This is a genomic window from Dactylosporangium vinaceum, assembly GCF_019904175.1.
Classification (GTDB): Bacteria; Actinomycetota; Actinomycetes; order Mycobacteriales; family Micromonosporaceae; genus Dactylosporangium; species Dactylosporangium vinaceum.
Genome location: NZ_CP061913.1, coordinates 9,806,690 through 9,821,196, shown reverse-complemented (window position 1 = coordinate 9,821,196; position 14,507 = coordinate 9,806,690). Strand labels below are relative to the sequence as shown.

12 protein-coding genes are annotated in these 14,507 nt (G+C 72.1%); 5 read left to right on the top strand and 7 right to left on the bottom strand.

From position 1 onward, the window contains the following. Window positions 1-56: 56 nt before the first annotated feature. A complete protein-coding gene (locus Dvina_RS44020) occupies window positions 57-542 on the bottom strand; it encodes a hypothetical protein (RefSeq protein ID WP_223096898.1) in 486 nt (161 codons plus the stop codon). 66 nt (window positions 543-608) lie between these two features. Then, complete coding sequence (locus Dvina_RS44015) at window positions 609-1,556, bottom strand: LysR family transcriptional regulator (protein WP_223096896.1); 948 nt, start codon at window positions 1,554-1,556, stop codon at window positions 609-611. Window positions 1,557-1,628: 72 nt separating this feature from the next. Between Dvina_RS44015 and Dvina_RS44010 the strand changes: the two genes are divergently transcribed. Together Dvina_RS44010 and yczR are read left to right on the top strand one after the other, a co-directional pair. Beyond that, a complete protein-coding gene (locus Dvina_RS44010; protein WP_223096894.1) occupies window positions 1,629-2,531 on the top strand; it encodes an EamA family transporter in 903 nt (300 codons plus the stop codon). Between the two features lie 11 nt (window positions 2,532-2,542). After that, window positions 2,543-4,021: a MocR-like transcription factor YczR gene (gene yczR, locus Dvina_RS44005; protein ID WP_223096885.1), complete on the top strand. Its 1,479-nt coding sequence runs from the start codon at window positions 2,543-2,545 to the stop codon at window positions 4,019-4,021. A gap of 83 nt (window positions 4,022-4,104) precedes the next feature. Here yczR and Dvina_RS44000 read toward each other — a convergent pair whose 3' ends face one another. Further along, the gene (locus tag Dvina_RS44000) at window positions 4,105-5,946 is read right to left on the bottom strand and encodes an AMP-dependent synthetase/ligase (RefSeq protein ID WP_246655718.1); all 1,842 of its coding nucleotides are present in this window, start codon (window positions 5,944-5,946) and stop codon (window positions 4,105-4,107) included. A 179-nt stretch (window positions 5,947-6,125) separates the two neighbouring features. Then, window positions 6,126-6,746, bottom strand: coding sequence for a TIGR03085 family metal-binding protein (locus Dvina_RS43995; protein WP_223096884.1), 621 nt, complete (start codon window positions 6,744-6,746; stop codon window positions 6,126-6,128). 107 nt (window positions 6,747-6,853) lie between these two features. Between Dvina_RS43995 and Dvina_RS43990 the strand changes: the two genes are divergently transcribed. The 3 genes from Dvina_RS43990 to Dvina_RS43980 all read left to right on the top strand — a co-directional run bounded on the left by Dvina_RS43990 (window position 6,854) and on the right by Dvina_RS43980 (window position 11,207). Continuing rightward, window positions 6,854-8,713, top strand: coding sequence for an ABC transporter ATP-binding protein (locus tag Dvina_RS43990; protein ID WP_246656663.1), 1,860 nt, complete (start codon window positions 6,854-6,856; stop codon window positions 8,711-8,713). Further along, window positions 8,710-10,479: an ABC transporter ATP-binding protein gene (locus tag Dvina_RS43985; RefSeq protein WP_223096880.1), complete on the top strand. Its 1,770-nt coding sequence runs from the start codon at window positions 8,710-8,712 to the stop codon at window positions 10,477-10,479. The genes Dvina_RS43990 and Dvina_RS43985 overlap by 4 nt, the downstream gene beginning before the upstream one ends. A 287-nt stretch (window positions 10,480-10,766) precedes the next feature. Continuing rightward, window positions 10,767-11,207 (top strand): hypothetical protein, encoded by a 441-nt coding sequence (locus Dvina_RS43980; RefSeq protein ID WP_223096878.1) that lies wholly within the window; start codon window positions 10,767-10,769, stop codon window positions 11,205-11,207. A 431-nt stretch (window positions 11,208-11,638) separates the two neighbouring features. Here the strand turns inward: Dvina_RS43980 and Dvina_RS43975 are convergent, their stop codons facing one another. From Dvina_RS43975 to Dvina_RS43965, 3 genes are all read right to left on the bottom strand, one after another. Then, window positions 11,639-12,229 carry a TetR/AcrR family transcriptional regulator gene (locus Dvina_RS43975; protein ID WP_223096876.1) on the bottom strand — a complete coding sequence of 197 codons (591 nt, stop codon included), beginning with the start codon at window positions 12,227-12,229 and terminating at the stop codon, window positions 11,639-11,641. Window positions 12,230-12,948: 719 nt separating this feature from the next. Beyond that, complete coding sequence (locus tag Dvina_RS43970) at window positions 12,949-13,686, bottom strand: ABC transporter permease (protein WP_223096875.1); 738 nt, start codon at window positions 13,684-13,686, stop codon at window positions 12,949-12,951. Window positions 13,687-13,689: 3 nt separating this feature from the next. Continuing rightward, a complete protein-coding gene (locus tag Dvina_RS43965; RefSeq protein WP_223096864.1) occupies window positions 13,690-14,415 on the bottom strand; it encodes an ABC transporter ATP-binding protein in 726 nt (241 codons plus the stop codon). Window positions 14,416-14,507: the final 92 nt, after the last annotated feature.

Below are 14,507 nucleotides of genomic sequence, written 5' to 3'. Positions count from 1 at the left end.
GCGGGGGAGAGCCGCAGCGCTGCCGGGAAGTGCAACGCTGCGGCGGGTGGGGTGGGTCAGTCCGCTTTCCGGCCGGCGGCGACGGCGATGCCGACGATCCAGCCGACGAATAGGCCGTAGCCGGAGGCGCCGGCGGCGGCGTTGAGGGCGCCGAGCATCGTGGGGTCCGAGACGATGAAGGCGGTGGTGAAGGCGGCCAGCGCGGCGCCGAAGATCAGGGCGGCCCAGCCGACGACGAACGCGCCGCCGCCGCCCGCCACGGTGCGGGCCGCCACGGACAGCACGAGGGCCACGAACAGGATGACGAGCAGCGCCCGCAGGTCGCTCGCGAGCAGGTCGCGGGCGGCGTCGCCGGTGCCGTCCCGCGGGCTGATCCACCAGCGCGGCCAGGCGAGCATGCGCAGGAAGAAGCCCCAAACGGTCGAGCCGTCACTGTGCCGGTCGACCCACTCAGTGAAGATCTGGTTGCCGAAGATGACAACCAGGAGCACCGTCGCCAAAATGCCGGCGCCGGTCGCGGTACGGGATCGGAAGAGCGCCATGGGATGAATGTAAGGGGCGCCCGGAAGGCCCGCAGAAGTGAATGTCGTGAATGAACGATCACACGGCTACACAACGTGAACAACGTCCAGGTCGGAGCCCCATTCGGGGAGGGCGGCCGGAGTGTGCCGCATCTGCCACGACTCCCGCAGCGCCTCCACCGTGGCCCCGATCGCGGGCCGGGTCGACGCGGCCGCGCGCCACGCGACGCTTACCCGCCGGGCCGCCTCGGGCGCGACGGGCCGGGCCACCACGCCGACCGGCAGCGCGGTGCGGGCCAGCCGCGGGATGAACGCCACCCCGAGCCCCTCGGCCACGAACGTCAGCTGCGTCTCGAACTCGTTGACCAGGATCGCCGGGCGCAGCCCGGGCAGCATCCGCAGCAGCCACTCGTGGCAGACGGTGCCGGGGGTGGAGCCGATCCAGCGCTCGTCGCGGACCTCGTCGAGCGTGACCGGGCCGGGCCCGTGCGCGAGGGGGTGCCCGACCGGCACGATCAGGTCGCCGACGTCGAGGCCGAGCTCGACGCTGGCGATCCCGGGCGGGTACGTCACCGGGATCTCCAGCCACTCGTCGATGAGCGCGACGTCGACGATCCCGCGCAGGATGCCGGCGAAGCTCGACTCCCGGTCGGTCTCCAGAAGCCTCGGCTCCAGCGCCGGGTGGTCGGCCGCGAGCCGCCGCAGCGCGTGGGGGAGCAGGCCGCGGCAGGCGGTCGGGAACGACGAGATGTTGAGCCGCCCGGACACGGTCTCCTGGTGCGCGGCCAGGGCGGCCTCGGCCTCCTCGACGGCGGCCAGGACCAGCCCGGCGTGCTCGGCGAGGACCCGCCCGGCCTCGGTCAGCCGCAGCCGCCGGCCGTCCTTCTCGACGAGCGTCGCCCGGGTCTCCCGCTCCAGCTTGGCGATGTGCTGGGACACCGCGGACGGCGTGATGTGCAGCGCGCCGGCCGCGGCCGTCACGGTGCCGAACGTCTGGACGGCGCGGAGCGCCTGGAGGCGGGCCAGATCAAGCATGAAGCAATACTAAAACCACGATGCAGTACTTTTCGATGGTGCTTCACGGTATGCGGGCCAATCATCAACAGCATGAAACCTCGCGACCTCGCGCTGGCCCTGCTCGTCACCGTCGTCTGGGGCGTCAACTTCGTGGTCATCCACGTGGGCCTCGACAGCATGTCGCCGCTGCTGTTCTGCGCGCTGCGGTTCGGGGTGGCCGCGCTGCCCGCGGTGTTCCTGGTCGGCCGGCCGCAGGCGCCCTGGCGCTGGATCGTCGCCACCGGCATAGCCCTGGGCGTGGTGAAGTTCTCGCTGCTGTTCGCCGGGATGGCCGCCGGTCTGCCGTCCGGACTCTCCGCATTGGTACTGCAGAGCCAGGTCGTCTTCACCCTGATGTTCGCCACGGTCCTGCTGAAGGACCGGCCGGGCCCGCGCCGGATCGCCGGTGTCGTCCTGGCCGCAGCCGGCATCGCGCTGATCGCCACGCAGCTGGGCCTGGACCGGCCGCTGAGCGCGTTCCTGCTGGTCGTGGCGGCCGGCGCGGCCTGGGGGCTGGCCAACATCGCGATGCGCAGGGCGTCGGCCGAGAACATGCTCAACTTCATGGTCTGGGTGAGCGCGGTCGCCACTCCGCCCCTGATCCTGCTCACGCTGACTGTCGACGGCCCGTCCTACGTGTGGGGCACCCTGCGGGGCCTGGACCTGTCCGGCATCGGCGCCATCGCGTACATCGCCTACCTCAGCACGCTGCTCGGCTTCGGCATCTGGGGCCGCCTGATCGCGAAGTACGGCGCCGGCACCGTGGCCCCCTTCGCCGCACTGGCCCCGGTCTTCGCCATCCTGTCGGCCGCGCTGTTCCTGCACGAGGAGATCCACTGGTACGACCTGGTCGGCGGCGCGGCGATCGTGGCCGGCGTCCTACTCCCGGCGGTGAAATTGGACTTGCCTGGCCTGCGCAGAGGTGCAAAGGTGAGGCCAATTAAGCCAATCTAGGGGGAGTGGCCTTGTCTGCGATCGTCCGCGGCGCCCAGCTGGCCCGCATGCTCAACGCCTGGCAGGTCGCCGTCGGCGTCCGTGGCCCCGCCGGCAAGCGCCCCGAGTACGTCATCCTCGCCAACGCCGTCCGCGGCCTGCTGATCGACGGCCGGCTGGCCCTCGGCGTCCGGCTCCCGGCCGAGCGTGAGCTGGCCGCGGCGCTGGGGATCAGCCGCACCACCGTGACCGCGGCCTACCGCGAGCTGCGCGAGAGCGGCCACGTTTCCAGCCGCCGCGGCGCCGGCAGCTGGACCGAGCTCCCGGCCGGGCACCGCGTCGGCACGACGGGCCTGTGGACGCCGAGCGACGAGGCCGGCCTGATCGACCTCGGGTGCGCCGCGATGCCGGCCCCGCCGGAGCTGACGGCCGCGGCCGCCGAGGCGGTGACCGACCTGGAGCCGTACACCGCGGGCCCCGGCTACCAGCCGATGGGCCTGCTGGTCCTGCGCGAGGCCATCGCCGGGCGCTACACCGAGCGCGGCCTGCCCACGTCCCCGGACCAGGTCATGATCACCGGCGGCGTCCAGCAGGCCCTGGACCTGCTGCTGCGCCTCCTCGTCGCGCCGGGCCAGCGGGCCCTGGTCGAGACCCCGACATACCCGAACGCACTGTCGGCCTTCATCTCCGGCCGGGCCCGGCTCAGCTCCTACGCGATCGGCCCCGACGGGTGGGACGCCGACCTGCTGCTGTCCACGGTCCGGGCGGCGCAGGCCCGGGTCGCGTACCTGATCCCGGAGTTCCACAACCCGACAGGCCACCTGATGCCGGCCGCGCTGCGCGAGAAGCTGCCGCCGGCCGCCCACGCCGCGGGCACTGACCTGATCATCGACGAGTCGTTCGTGGACCTGGCCCTCGACGAGGACCTGACCGCGGACGGGGCCATGCCGCCGGCGGTCGCCGGGTTCGACCGCACGGGCCGGGTGCTCACGATCGGCGGGATGAGCAAGGCGTTCTGGGGCGGCCTGCGCATCGGCTGGGTGCGCGGCCCGGGCCCGCTCATCGCCCGCCTGGCCGCGGCCCGGGTCGGCGTCGACATGGCGTCGCCGGTCCTCGACCAGCTCGTGGCCACCCGCCTCCTGCAGCGCCGCGACACGATCGTCTCTGCCCGCCGCAAGCAGCTGCTCGTCCAGCGGGACACCCTGGCCGCGGCGCTGCGGGCCGAGCTGCCGGAGTGGCGCTTCGTCCTGCCCCGCGGCGGCATGGTCATCTGGGCCGAGCTCGACGCGCCCGTCTCCAGCGCCCTGGCCCGCTCGGCCGAGGAGCTGGGCGTGCGGGTCGCCCCCGGCCCGCGCTTCGGCGCCGACGGCACCATGGAGCGGTTCATGCGGCTGCCGTTCACGCTCCCGGAGACCGACCTGATCGAGGCGGTCCGCCGTCTCGCCGAGGCCCGCACCGACCTGGACCGCCCGCGCCGCCACGCCTGGTCGGCCCAGACCATCCTGGCCTGAACTGCCGCAAGACGCGTCGTGGCCCCCGGGGATGGCGGTTCCCGGGGGCCACGACACTGTGGGGTGTGAATAGAGGCTTGTAGTTAGATCTCCGCGAGCGCGCCCGCGTACATGGAGTCGATGTCGGCCGAGAAGGACTTCTCCACCGCGCGCCGCTTGACCTTGAGCGACGGGGTCAGCTCGCCGTCCTCGATCGACAGGTCGCGCGGGAGGATCGTGAACTTCTTGATCTGCTCCCAGCGGTTGAGCTTGCCGTTGAGCTCCTGGACGTACCCTCCGACGAGCTCTTGGGCCTCCTGCGATCCGGCGATCTCGGCGTAGGAGCGACCGGCCAGCGGGGTGCCGTCGGCCCAGCCCTTGATCGCGTCCGGATCGAGCGTCACCAGCATCGTCACGTAGTTGCGGGCCTGGCCCACGACGATGGCCTGGGAGGTGTACGGGCAGACCGACTTGAACAGGCCCTCGATGTGGCTGGGGGCCACGTACTTGCCGCCCGACGTCTTGATCAGGTCCTTCTTGCGGTCGGTGATGCGCAGGAAGCCGTTCGCGTCCAGCTCGCCGATGTCGCCGGTGCGGAACCAGTGGTCCTCGGTGAACGCGGCGGCTGTCTCGTCGGGCAGGTTGTGGTACCCCCGCATGACAGGCGTGCCGCGCAGCAGCACCTCGCCGTCGGTGTCGAGCTTGACCTCGAGGTCGCCCAGGGCCTGGCCGACGGTGCCGATCTTCGCGTGGTTCTCCCGGTTGACGAAGGAGCCCGCGGACGTCTCCGTGAGGCCGTAGCCCTCCAGGATCGGCAGGCCCGCGGCGAAGAAGAACGTGGCGATCTCCGGCGCGAGCGGCGCGGATCCCGAGACCATCGCCCGCATCCGGCCGCCCAGGCGGGCCCGGAGCTTGCTGAACACGAGCTTGTCGGCGATCCCGTACTGCACCTTCAGCGCACCGCCCGGCTCCCGCCCGGCCTGCCGCTCGGCGACGACCTTGCGGCCGACCCCCAGGGCCCACGTGAAGATCTTGAGCTTGGCCCCGCCGTCGGCCTGGGCGCCGGTGACGACCCGGTTGTACACCTTTTCGAAGACCCGCGGCGCGGCGCACATCAGCGTGGGCCGGATCTTGCCGAGGTTGTCGATGAGCTTGTCGACCCGCCCGTCCACGTACGTCGGGATCCCGCAGTAGATGACCCCGCACAGCAGCGTCTTGCCGAACGAGTGCGACAGCGGCAGCCACAGGTACTGCAGGTCGTCGGCGCGCAGCACGCCCGTGTCCTGCTGCGTCCTGCCCTGCCAGATCCAGCCGGCGTGCAGCAGCTCGACGCCCTTCGGGCGCCCGGTGGTGCCGGACGTGTAGATCAGGGTGGCCAGCCGGTCGCCCTCGATGCCGGCCACGATGCCGTCGATCAGGCCCGGCTCGGCGGCGATGGCCGCCTGCCCCCGCGCCTCGAGGTCCGCGAGCGTCATCGTGGGCTTCGCCTCGGTGCCGCGGGGCGCCCCGTCGATCAGCACGATGTGCGTGAGGTGGGGCAGGTCGGCGCCGTCGAGCTTCGCGGCCTGCTCGGGGTTCTCGGCGAAGAGCACCTTGGAACCGGAGTCCGTGACGATGTACACGGCCTCCTCCGGCTCCGTCGTCGGGTAGACGGTGGTCGTGGCCGCGCCGGCCAGCATGATGCCCAGGTCGGCGAGGATCCAGTCGAGCCGGGTGCCCGACAGCACCCCGACCCGGTCCTCGGGCCGCACGCCGAGCGTGGTCAGGCCGGCCGCGATCGCGCGGGCGCGGGCGTCGACCTCGCGCCAGGTCATCCAGATCGGTTCGCCGGCGTCATCCGGGGCCGGGCGCCCGAGAGCGCGCTGGTCGGGGCTGGTGGCGACCCGGTGGAGGAACATGTCCGGGATCGAGCGGTACGGCAGTTCGAGCCGCTGGGTCTGGGTCATGGTCGGGCTGCCTCCGGGGCGTCCGGGAGAGTACGCCGCCGGTTCGTGACTGGCATCACGTCCGTCGGTTACGTGACGGTAAACCGTCGATCGCGTTACCGGCTAGACCCGAAACCGAAACGTGAGAGAACTGTCGAATACTCCGTCTAGAACCAGAAAGAAGACTCAGCGGTTGTACGTCAAATGCCCAGGCGTGCACCACGGAGCTTTTCGGTCAGATCGTCCGGACCCGTGATCGACACCTCCGCGCTCGACTGGCGGCCGCTGAAGAACAGCACCAGCTCCCCAGGCGCCCCGGAGATGCTCACCGCGCGCTCCTGCTTCGGGTTGACGGTGAACGGCTCGACGTCCGGGCCGCTGACCTCGATGCGGGCCGGAAACCTGCGGGCCGACAGGCGGGCCGTGCGCTTCGCGTTCTTGGCGAGGCTCTGGGAGTACGGCTGCGGGATCGGGCGTTGCGACCACTCCGGCGCGGCCCGGCGGATGTCCTCGTGGTGGACGAAGAACTCGACGACGTTCATGGCCTCGTCGAACGGCCTGAGCAGCGCCGGTCCCTTGCGGACCCGCTGGACGAGGGCGGCGTAGTCACCGGCGGCCAGGCTGTCCTGGACCTTCCGGGTGTGGCCCGCCACGGCCTTGAGCATGATGCCGGCGGCGGCGTCGGGGCGGTGCTCGCGCAGCACGAGGTGGGCGGCGAGGTCGCGGGTGGCCCAGCCCTCGCAGAGCGTTGGCGCGTCCGGCCCGGCGGCCAGGAGCGCATCGGCGAGCGCGTTGCGCTCATCACGGGCGAACGCAGTCATGGGCATAACGCTAGTCCGTTTTTTGTCGTACCTCGTCGGTAAGGTAATCGTGCGCTCGGGTCGCTTACCGGCGCAGACACGGGGGGCATGCGGTGACCAGTGGAAAAGTGCTCGCGAAGGGCTTTCGGGTCCTCGGGCACGCGGTCCGTGACGAGCCTCACATGTTCGCCTGGTCCGTGGTCGGCAGCGTGCTGTTCGCGCTCCTGACGATCGGCACCGCGTTCGTCTCCGGCCGGGTCGTCGGCGAGATCGTCGTGCCCGCGTTCGACCGGGGCAGCGTCGCCACCGGCACCATCCTGCTCGGCGGGTTCGCGATCCTGGCGATCAGCCTGGGCAAGATCGTCGGGATCTTCGGCCGCCGCCTCGGCGCGGGCGCGATGCAGTTCAACCTGCAGGCCAAGTATCGGCGCGCGGTCACCCGCCGCTACCTGCGCCTGCCCCTCGCCTGGCACCAGCGCCACGCGACCGGGACGCTGCTGTCGAACGCCAACGCCGATGTCGAGTCGGCGTGGTATCCGATCGCGCCCTTCCCGTTCGCCGTCGGCACCATCGTGATGCTGGTGGCCGCGGTCATCTCGCTGTTCGTCACCGACTGGGCGATGGCGCTCGTCGGCGTGGCCGTGTTCCCGGCGCTGCTGCTGGTCAACGTGGCCTATTCGCGGCGCATGTCTCCGCGCGTGGCCCGGGCGCAGCAGTTGCGGGCCGAGGTCAGCGCGGTCGCGCACGAGAGCTTCGACGGCGCCCTGGTCGTCAAGACGATGGGCCGGGAGGCGTCGGAGACCGAGCGGTTCGCGGCCAAGGCGGTCGAGCTGCGCGACGCCACCATCCGGGTCGGCCGGGTCCGGGCCATGTTCGACCCCGTCCTCGACGCCCTGCCGAGCATCGGCACCCTGACCGTGCTGATCGTCGGCGCCTTCCGATACCGCTCCGGCGCCGTCGGCGTCGAGGAGGTCGTGAGCGTCACGTTCCTGTTCACGGTCCTGGCCTTTCCGGTCCGGGCGATCGGCTGGGTGCTCGGCGAACTCCCGCGCAGCGTCGTGGGCTGGGAGCGGATCCGCCGGGTCCTCGACGCCGAGGGCGACACCGTCTACGGCACGGCCGAGTTGCCGGGCAACGGCCCCGCGGCGCTGCGCTTCAGCGGTGTCGGCTTCGCGTACGCCAACGAGGAGGGCAGCGGCCCGAACGTCCTCACCGACGTCACCTTCGAGGTCCCCGCCGGGCGTACCGTGGCGCTCGTCGGGCCGACCGGCTCGGGCAAGTCGACGATCGCCGCACTCGCCGCCCGCCTGGTCGACCCGGCCACCGGCACCGTCACGCTCGACGGCGTCGACCTGCGCGACCTGACCCAGGACGCGCTGACGGCCAGCACCTCCCTGGTCGCCCAGATCCCGTTCGTGTTCGACGACACGATCCGCGGCAACATCACGCTCGACCGCCGCGGCGTCGACGACGAGGAGGCCTGGCGGGCGCTGCGCCTGGCCCAGGCCGACGGGTTCGTGGGCCACCTGGCCGACGGGCTCGACACCACCGTCGGCGAGCGCGGCACGTCGCTCTCCGGTGGCCAGCGCCAGCGCCTGACCATCGCCCGCGCCCTGGCCGGCTCCCCGCGCCTGCTGGTCCTCGACGACGCGACGAGCGCCGTCGACCCGCGCGTGGAGGCGGCGATCCTGGCCGCCCTGCGCCGGGACCCGGCCTCCGCCGACGGCCGGGGGGCCGCCTCGATCCTGGTCGTCGCCTACCGCCGGGCCACGATCGCGCTCGCCGACGAGGTGGTCTACCTGGAGCGGGGCCGGGTCGTCGCCCACGGCACCCACAGCGAGCTGCTGGAGACCGCCCCCGGCTACGCCGACCTGGTCACCGCCTACGAGAAGGCCGAGGAGGAGCGGGAGCGGGAGCACGAGTTCGACGGCGACCGCCTGGACGACGGCCGCGAGAGCCGGCTCGACGAGGAGACCCTGAGCGCATGACGACAGTTGAGAGCGCCTCCCGGGCCTCGGTCCTGCGCCGCGGCCTCGCCCTGTCGCCCGACCTGTTCACCGGGCTGGCCGGCACCCTCGGCCTGGCCCTGGTCGCCACCGCCGGCCGGGTCGCCGTGCCGGTCGCCATCCAGCAGGGCATCGACCGCGGCATCCGCGCCTCCGGCGGCCCCGACATCGGCGTCATCACCCGGATCGTCGCCGTGACGGCCGGGGTGCTGCTGGTGACGATGATCAGCGCGTACCTGATGAACGTGCGCCTGTTCACGGTCAGCGAGACGGCCCTGGCCGCCATCCGGGCCCGCACCTTCCGGCACATCCACGACCTGTCGATGCTGCACCAGCAGTCCGAGCGACGCGGCGCGCTCGTCTCCCGGGTCACCGGCGACGTCGACCAGATCAGCCAGTTCCTGCAGTTCGGCGGCCTGCTCTTCGTGGTCAACCTGGGCCAGCTCACGGTCACCACGATCGTCATGCTCTTCTACTCCTGGCAGCTGACCCTGGTGGTCTTCGCCGCCTTCGCCCCGCTGGTCTTCGTGGTGCGCTTCTTCCAGCGCCGCCTCAGCGTCCTCTACATGGAGGTCCGCGAGAGCGTCGGCGCGATGCTCGGCGTCATCGCGGAGAGCGTCGTCGGCGCCCCGGTCGTGCGGGCCTACGGCATCCAGGCCCGCACCGGCGAACGCCTCGACAGCGCGATCGAGAGGGCCCGCCGCAACCAGTTCCGGGCCCAGACCAACAACGTGATCAGCATGAGCTTCGGCGAGCTGGCCGCGGGCCTGGCCCTGGGCGGCGTCATCGTCGTCGGCACCCTGCTCGGCGTCGGCGGCAACCTGACCGTCGGGCAGCTCACCGCGTTCCTGTTCCTGGCCACCATGTTCGTCCAGCCGGTCCAGGTCGCCACCGAGGTCCTCAACGAGGCCCAGAACGCGATAGCCGGCTGGCGGCGGGTCCTCGACATCATCGAGACCGAGCCCGACGTCGCCGACCCCGGCCCGGCCGGCCGCCGCCTGCCCGACGGCCCGATCGACGTGACGTTCGACCACGTCCACTTCGCCTACCCCGACGGCCCCGAGGTCCTCACCGACGTCGACCTGACCGTGACCGCCCGCACCCGCGTGGCGGTGGTCGGCGAGACGGGCAGCGGCAAGACCACGTTCGCCAAGCTCCTCACCCGGCTCATGGACCCGACGAAGGGCCAGGTCCGCCTCTCCGGCACCCCGCTCGACGAGATCCGCTTCGACTCCCTGCGCAGCCGGGTCGTCATGGTCCCCCAGGACGGCTTCCTCTTCGACGCCACCATCGCCGAGAACGTCCGCTTCGCCCGCCCCGGTCTGACCGACGCCGACCTGCAGCGCTCCTTCACCGAGCTCGGCCTGTCCGACTGGCTCGACTCCCTCCCCGACGGCCTGCAGACCGAGGTCGGCGAGCGCGGCGAGTCCCTCTCCGTGGGCGAGCGCCAGCTGGTCGCCCTGGCCCGCGCCTACGTCGCCGACCCCGACCTGCTGGTCCTCGACGAGGCCACGAGCGCCGTCGACCCGGCCACGGAGGTCCGCCTGCAGCGCACCCTGGACGCCGTGACCCGCGGCCGCACCACGATCGCCATCGCCCACCGCCTCTCCACCGCCCAGTCCGCCGACGAGGTAATCGTCGTCGACCGCGGCCGGGTCGTGCAGCGCGGCCCGCACGCCACCCTGCTGACCGACCCCACCTCCATCTACGCCCGCCTCTACGCCTCCTGGCTGGAACAGACCCGCTGACCATCGACGGGGCGCTCTCCCCACTACCGGCCGACCGCGGCCCGGCCACCGCCTAGCTTCGTCCGTCTGCCTCTCTGCTGTGCCCATGCGGCGGCCTGCCCCTGCCTGCCCCGGTCTGTCGCCTGCCCTGCTCTGCCGCCCGCCTCGCTCGGGGGCGGGTCGGGTCGTGATCGGAGCGGGGAGTCACGGGCGCCGTTTGCATGATCGTTGAGCTGCTTCACAGACCCGCCGCCATCATCTATGCGTCGAACCGTCCGAGCTGGGCGTAGATGCCCTACATTGACTCCATGGCAGCCGGGGGGCGCCGATCCGTGCCGATGCAGGTACGCATCGCGGTGACAGGTTTCAACGCGGTGGGCGCCATCATGCTCACCCTGGCCTTGACGGCTCTCGGCGTACTGCTCTCCGGCATGCAGGTGGACCCGGTGACCCAGGGCGGCACGGGCTACCTGGACTTCATCCTGTTCTTCAACGCCGTCCTGTTCCTGTCCCCACTGGCCGCCGTCCTGGTCTTCCTGGGCATCCGAGTCAAACGCGGCGAACACTGGGCCTGGCTGGCGAGCCTGGTCTTCTGGGCCTTCACCGGCACCATGACCCCGCTCCTGGCCTGGGTCCTGGAGGCACCCCTCTCCTTCCGCCTCATCCCAGTACTGTGCGCCGCCGTCATCTTCACCCTCCTGCTGACTCCCCAGGCCCGCACCCACTGCGCCGACCAGGACGACGACTAGCCATCCCGCCCCAACACCCCAAGCCCCGCGCGCCCACGTCCTGCGCCCGCGCCGCGCCCGCCCGCGCCGCTCCCGCCGCGTCCTGCGCCCGCCCGCGTCCTGCGCCTGCGCCTGCGCCGCGTCCGCCTGCGCCGCTCCCGCCCGCGTCCTGCGCCCGCGCCGCGTCCGCCCGCGCCCGTCCGCGCGCCCTGCGTCCGCGTTTGTGGTTCGGGCGCCGGGTCTGTATCCCGGGGAGGTGTTCCTCGCCCACGATCAGCAAGTTCGCATGACCCCGGCCGTCGTCCCCGTGGGTATTCGGCCACCTTCGCTGGCGATGGTGGTCGCGGGCGGGCGGGCAGGCGGGGTCGGTGTGGCGTGGCGTGGGCTGGTGCCGTGCGGATCAGCGGGGCGGTGGCTGGAGCTTGGGCGCGGTTCGACGACCGGCGGTTGGCTCAGGGGAGGGGCTCGGCCAGGTAGCGCTGGACGGTGGGGGCGATGCTGTGGACCACTTCCTCGGGAGTCATCGAGGCCAGAGGCTCCAGCTTGAGGATGTACCGGAGGATGCCCAGCCCGATCATCTGCGAGGCGACGAGCGCGGCCCGCTTGGGGGCCTCGGCGGGGTCGAGGTCCAGGGCTCGGATGGCGCGGCGCAGGATCTGGCTCACCAGGAACTCGCGGAGCATCCGGGCCGACCAGTCGTGCTGCATGGCGCTGCGGACCAGGGCTATGACGGGGGTACCGGCGGGGGAGTCCCAGACCGACACGAAGGTGCGGACCAGGCGCTCCCCGACGCCGTCCAGGCCGGGCTCGAAGACCTGGGGCAGGATCTCGCCGGGGTCGATCGGGGCGTTCATGGTGGCCAGGAACAGCTTGTCCTTCGCCCCGAAGTAATGGTGAACCAGGGCCGGGTCGACCCCGGCGCCGGCGGCGATCTGCCGGATTGACGCCCCCTCGAAGCCGCGCTCGGCAAAAGCCTCGCGGGCAGCGGTCAGGATCGCCTCACGCGTGTCCTGATTGCCAGGGCGCCGTCCGGTGCGAGCCATGTGCCTCTTCCTATTTGTCGTACCGCGCGCTACCCACCGGCACCGCCCGACCGCCCGTTACCCATCCACCATCGAAAACAAGCCCGCCCCGCCCGGCCCACGTTCGAAGCACCGCGCTCCCGCTCGACCGTGCCGTGCCCGACCGCGCAGCGCCCGCGTTCGACCCTGCCACGCCGTGCCCGCCCGTGCCGCGCCGCGCCGTGCGGTGCCGTGCGGTGCCGTGCCGTGCCGTGCCCGACCGCGCCGTGCCGTGCCCGACCGCGCCGTGCCGTGCCCGACCGCGCCGTGCCGTGCCGTGCGCGCCGCGCCGTGCCCGACCGCGCCGCGCCGTGCCGTGCCCGACCGCGCCGCGCCGTGCCCGACCGCGCCGCGCCGTGCCGTGCCCGACCGCGCCGCGCCGTGCCCGACCGCGCCGCGCCGCGCCGTGCCCGACCGCGCCGTGCCCGGCTCGCGCTCGACCGTGCCTCGCCTGGTTGGCGGTGACCGCGGCGCGCTCGCGGCCGGCCGTGCCGGGCCCGCGCGTGCCCAGCTGGGTGCGGCCGGCGCCCGGGTCGGACCGTGACTGTGCGTCGCGAGCGGCAGCCGGTCGGCGAGGCGTGGTCGTCGACGCGAGTGCCTTGTCGTCAGCCTATTCGGTGTGATCCACGTCGAGCGAGGCGAGCCGGTGGACGGCGCGGAAGCCCGGACCCGCGAACGGGTCCGGGCCCCGCGTGAGGCGGTCAGGCGGTGCGGCGGCGGAGGGTGGCGGCGCCCAGGAGCAGGGCCACGATGACGCAGGCGACGATGATGGCCAGGTCGCGCCACATCGTGCCGGTCGGGTCGGTGTGGGCGCCCAGTTCGGTGAGGGCCTGCACCGCGTACGACATGGGCATCACGTCACTTATCGCCTCCATCCAGCCTGGCATCCGGTCGCGCGGTTGGAGCAGGCCGCAGAGGAGGACCTGGGGCAGTACCACCGCGGGCATGAATTGGACGGCCTGGAACTCGCTGTCGGCGAAGGCGCTCACCAGCAGCCCCAGGGCCATGCCGAGCACTGAATTGCCGACCGCGATCACGGCGACGAGCCACGCCGGCCCGAGGGTGTCCAGGCCTAGGAGCCAATAAGCCAGAGCCGAGACAATCGTCGCTTGTACTGCCGCGGCTACGGCAAACGCCAGCCCGTACCCGAGGAGAATGTCGACCTTGCCGATCGGGGTCGTCAGGAGGCGCTCGAGCGTGCCGCTGGTGCGTTCGCGCAGCATCGCCACGCTCGTCAGCAGGAACATGATGACGAGCGGGAAGACGCCGAGCATGATAAGGCCCACGCGGTCGAACAGGAACGGGTTGTCGTCGTAGAGGTACCGCAGCAGGGTCAGCAGCACGGTCGGCACCACGAGGATCAGGGCGATCGTCCGGCGATCGTGGCGCAGCTGGCGCAGGATGCGCCCGGCGGTGCCGAAGGTCAGTCGCAGGGACATGGTTCAGCCCACCTTCTCGGGGTCGTGGGCCTGGACCAGCCTGAGGAACGCTTCGTCCAGGTCGTCCGTGCCGGCCGACTGACGTACCGCCGCCGGGGTCTGATCGGCGATCAGATGACCCTCGCGGATCAGCAGCAGCCGGTCGCACCGGCCCGCCTCGTCCATGACGTGGCTGGACACGAGCAGCGTGGAGCCGGCCCGGGCGAGGGCGTGGAAGCGCTGCCAGAGCTCGTTGCGCAGGACGGGGTCCTGGCCGACCGTCGGCTCGTCGAGCACCAGCAGCTGCGGCTTGCTCACGATCGCGCAGGCCAGCGACGCCCGGGCCCGCTGCCCACCGGACAGGCGCCCGACGAGCTGGTCCTTGGCCTCGCGCAGCCCGACGTCGGAGACGGCCTCGTCGGCCGCGCGGGCGCCGAGGCCGTAGAGCGAGGCGAAGTACCGCGCGTTCTCCTGCACTGTCAGGTCGGCGTACACGCTCGGCGCCTGCGTGAGGTACCCGACCTTGTCGCGCAGCGGCCGCGACCCGGCCGGATGTCCGAGGACGGTGACGGTGCCGCTGATGATCTTCTGTACGCCGACCACGGCCCGCATGAACGTCGTCTTCCCGCTGCCGCTGGGGCCCAGCAGCCCGGTCACGCTGCCGGCCGGCACGGAGCAGGTGAAGTCGTGCAGCACCCGCCGCTTGCCGCGCGCGATGACGAGGTGCTCGACCTCGATCGCTGTGCTCATCGTGGGTTCGCTCCTTCCTGGCGGTACGGATGGAAACTCAACGCTTGATGAACTCAACGGTAGATGAATTCAGTGGGCCGGGCAAGGCCGCG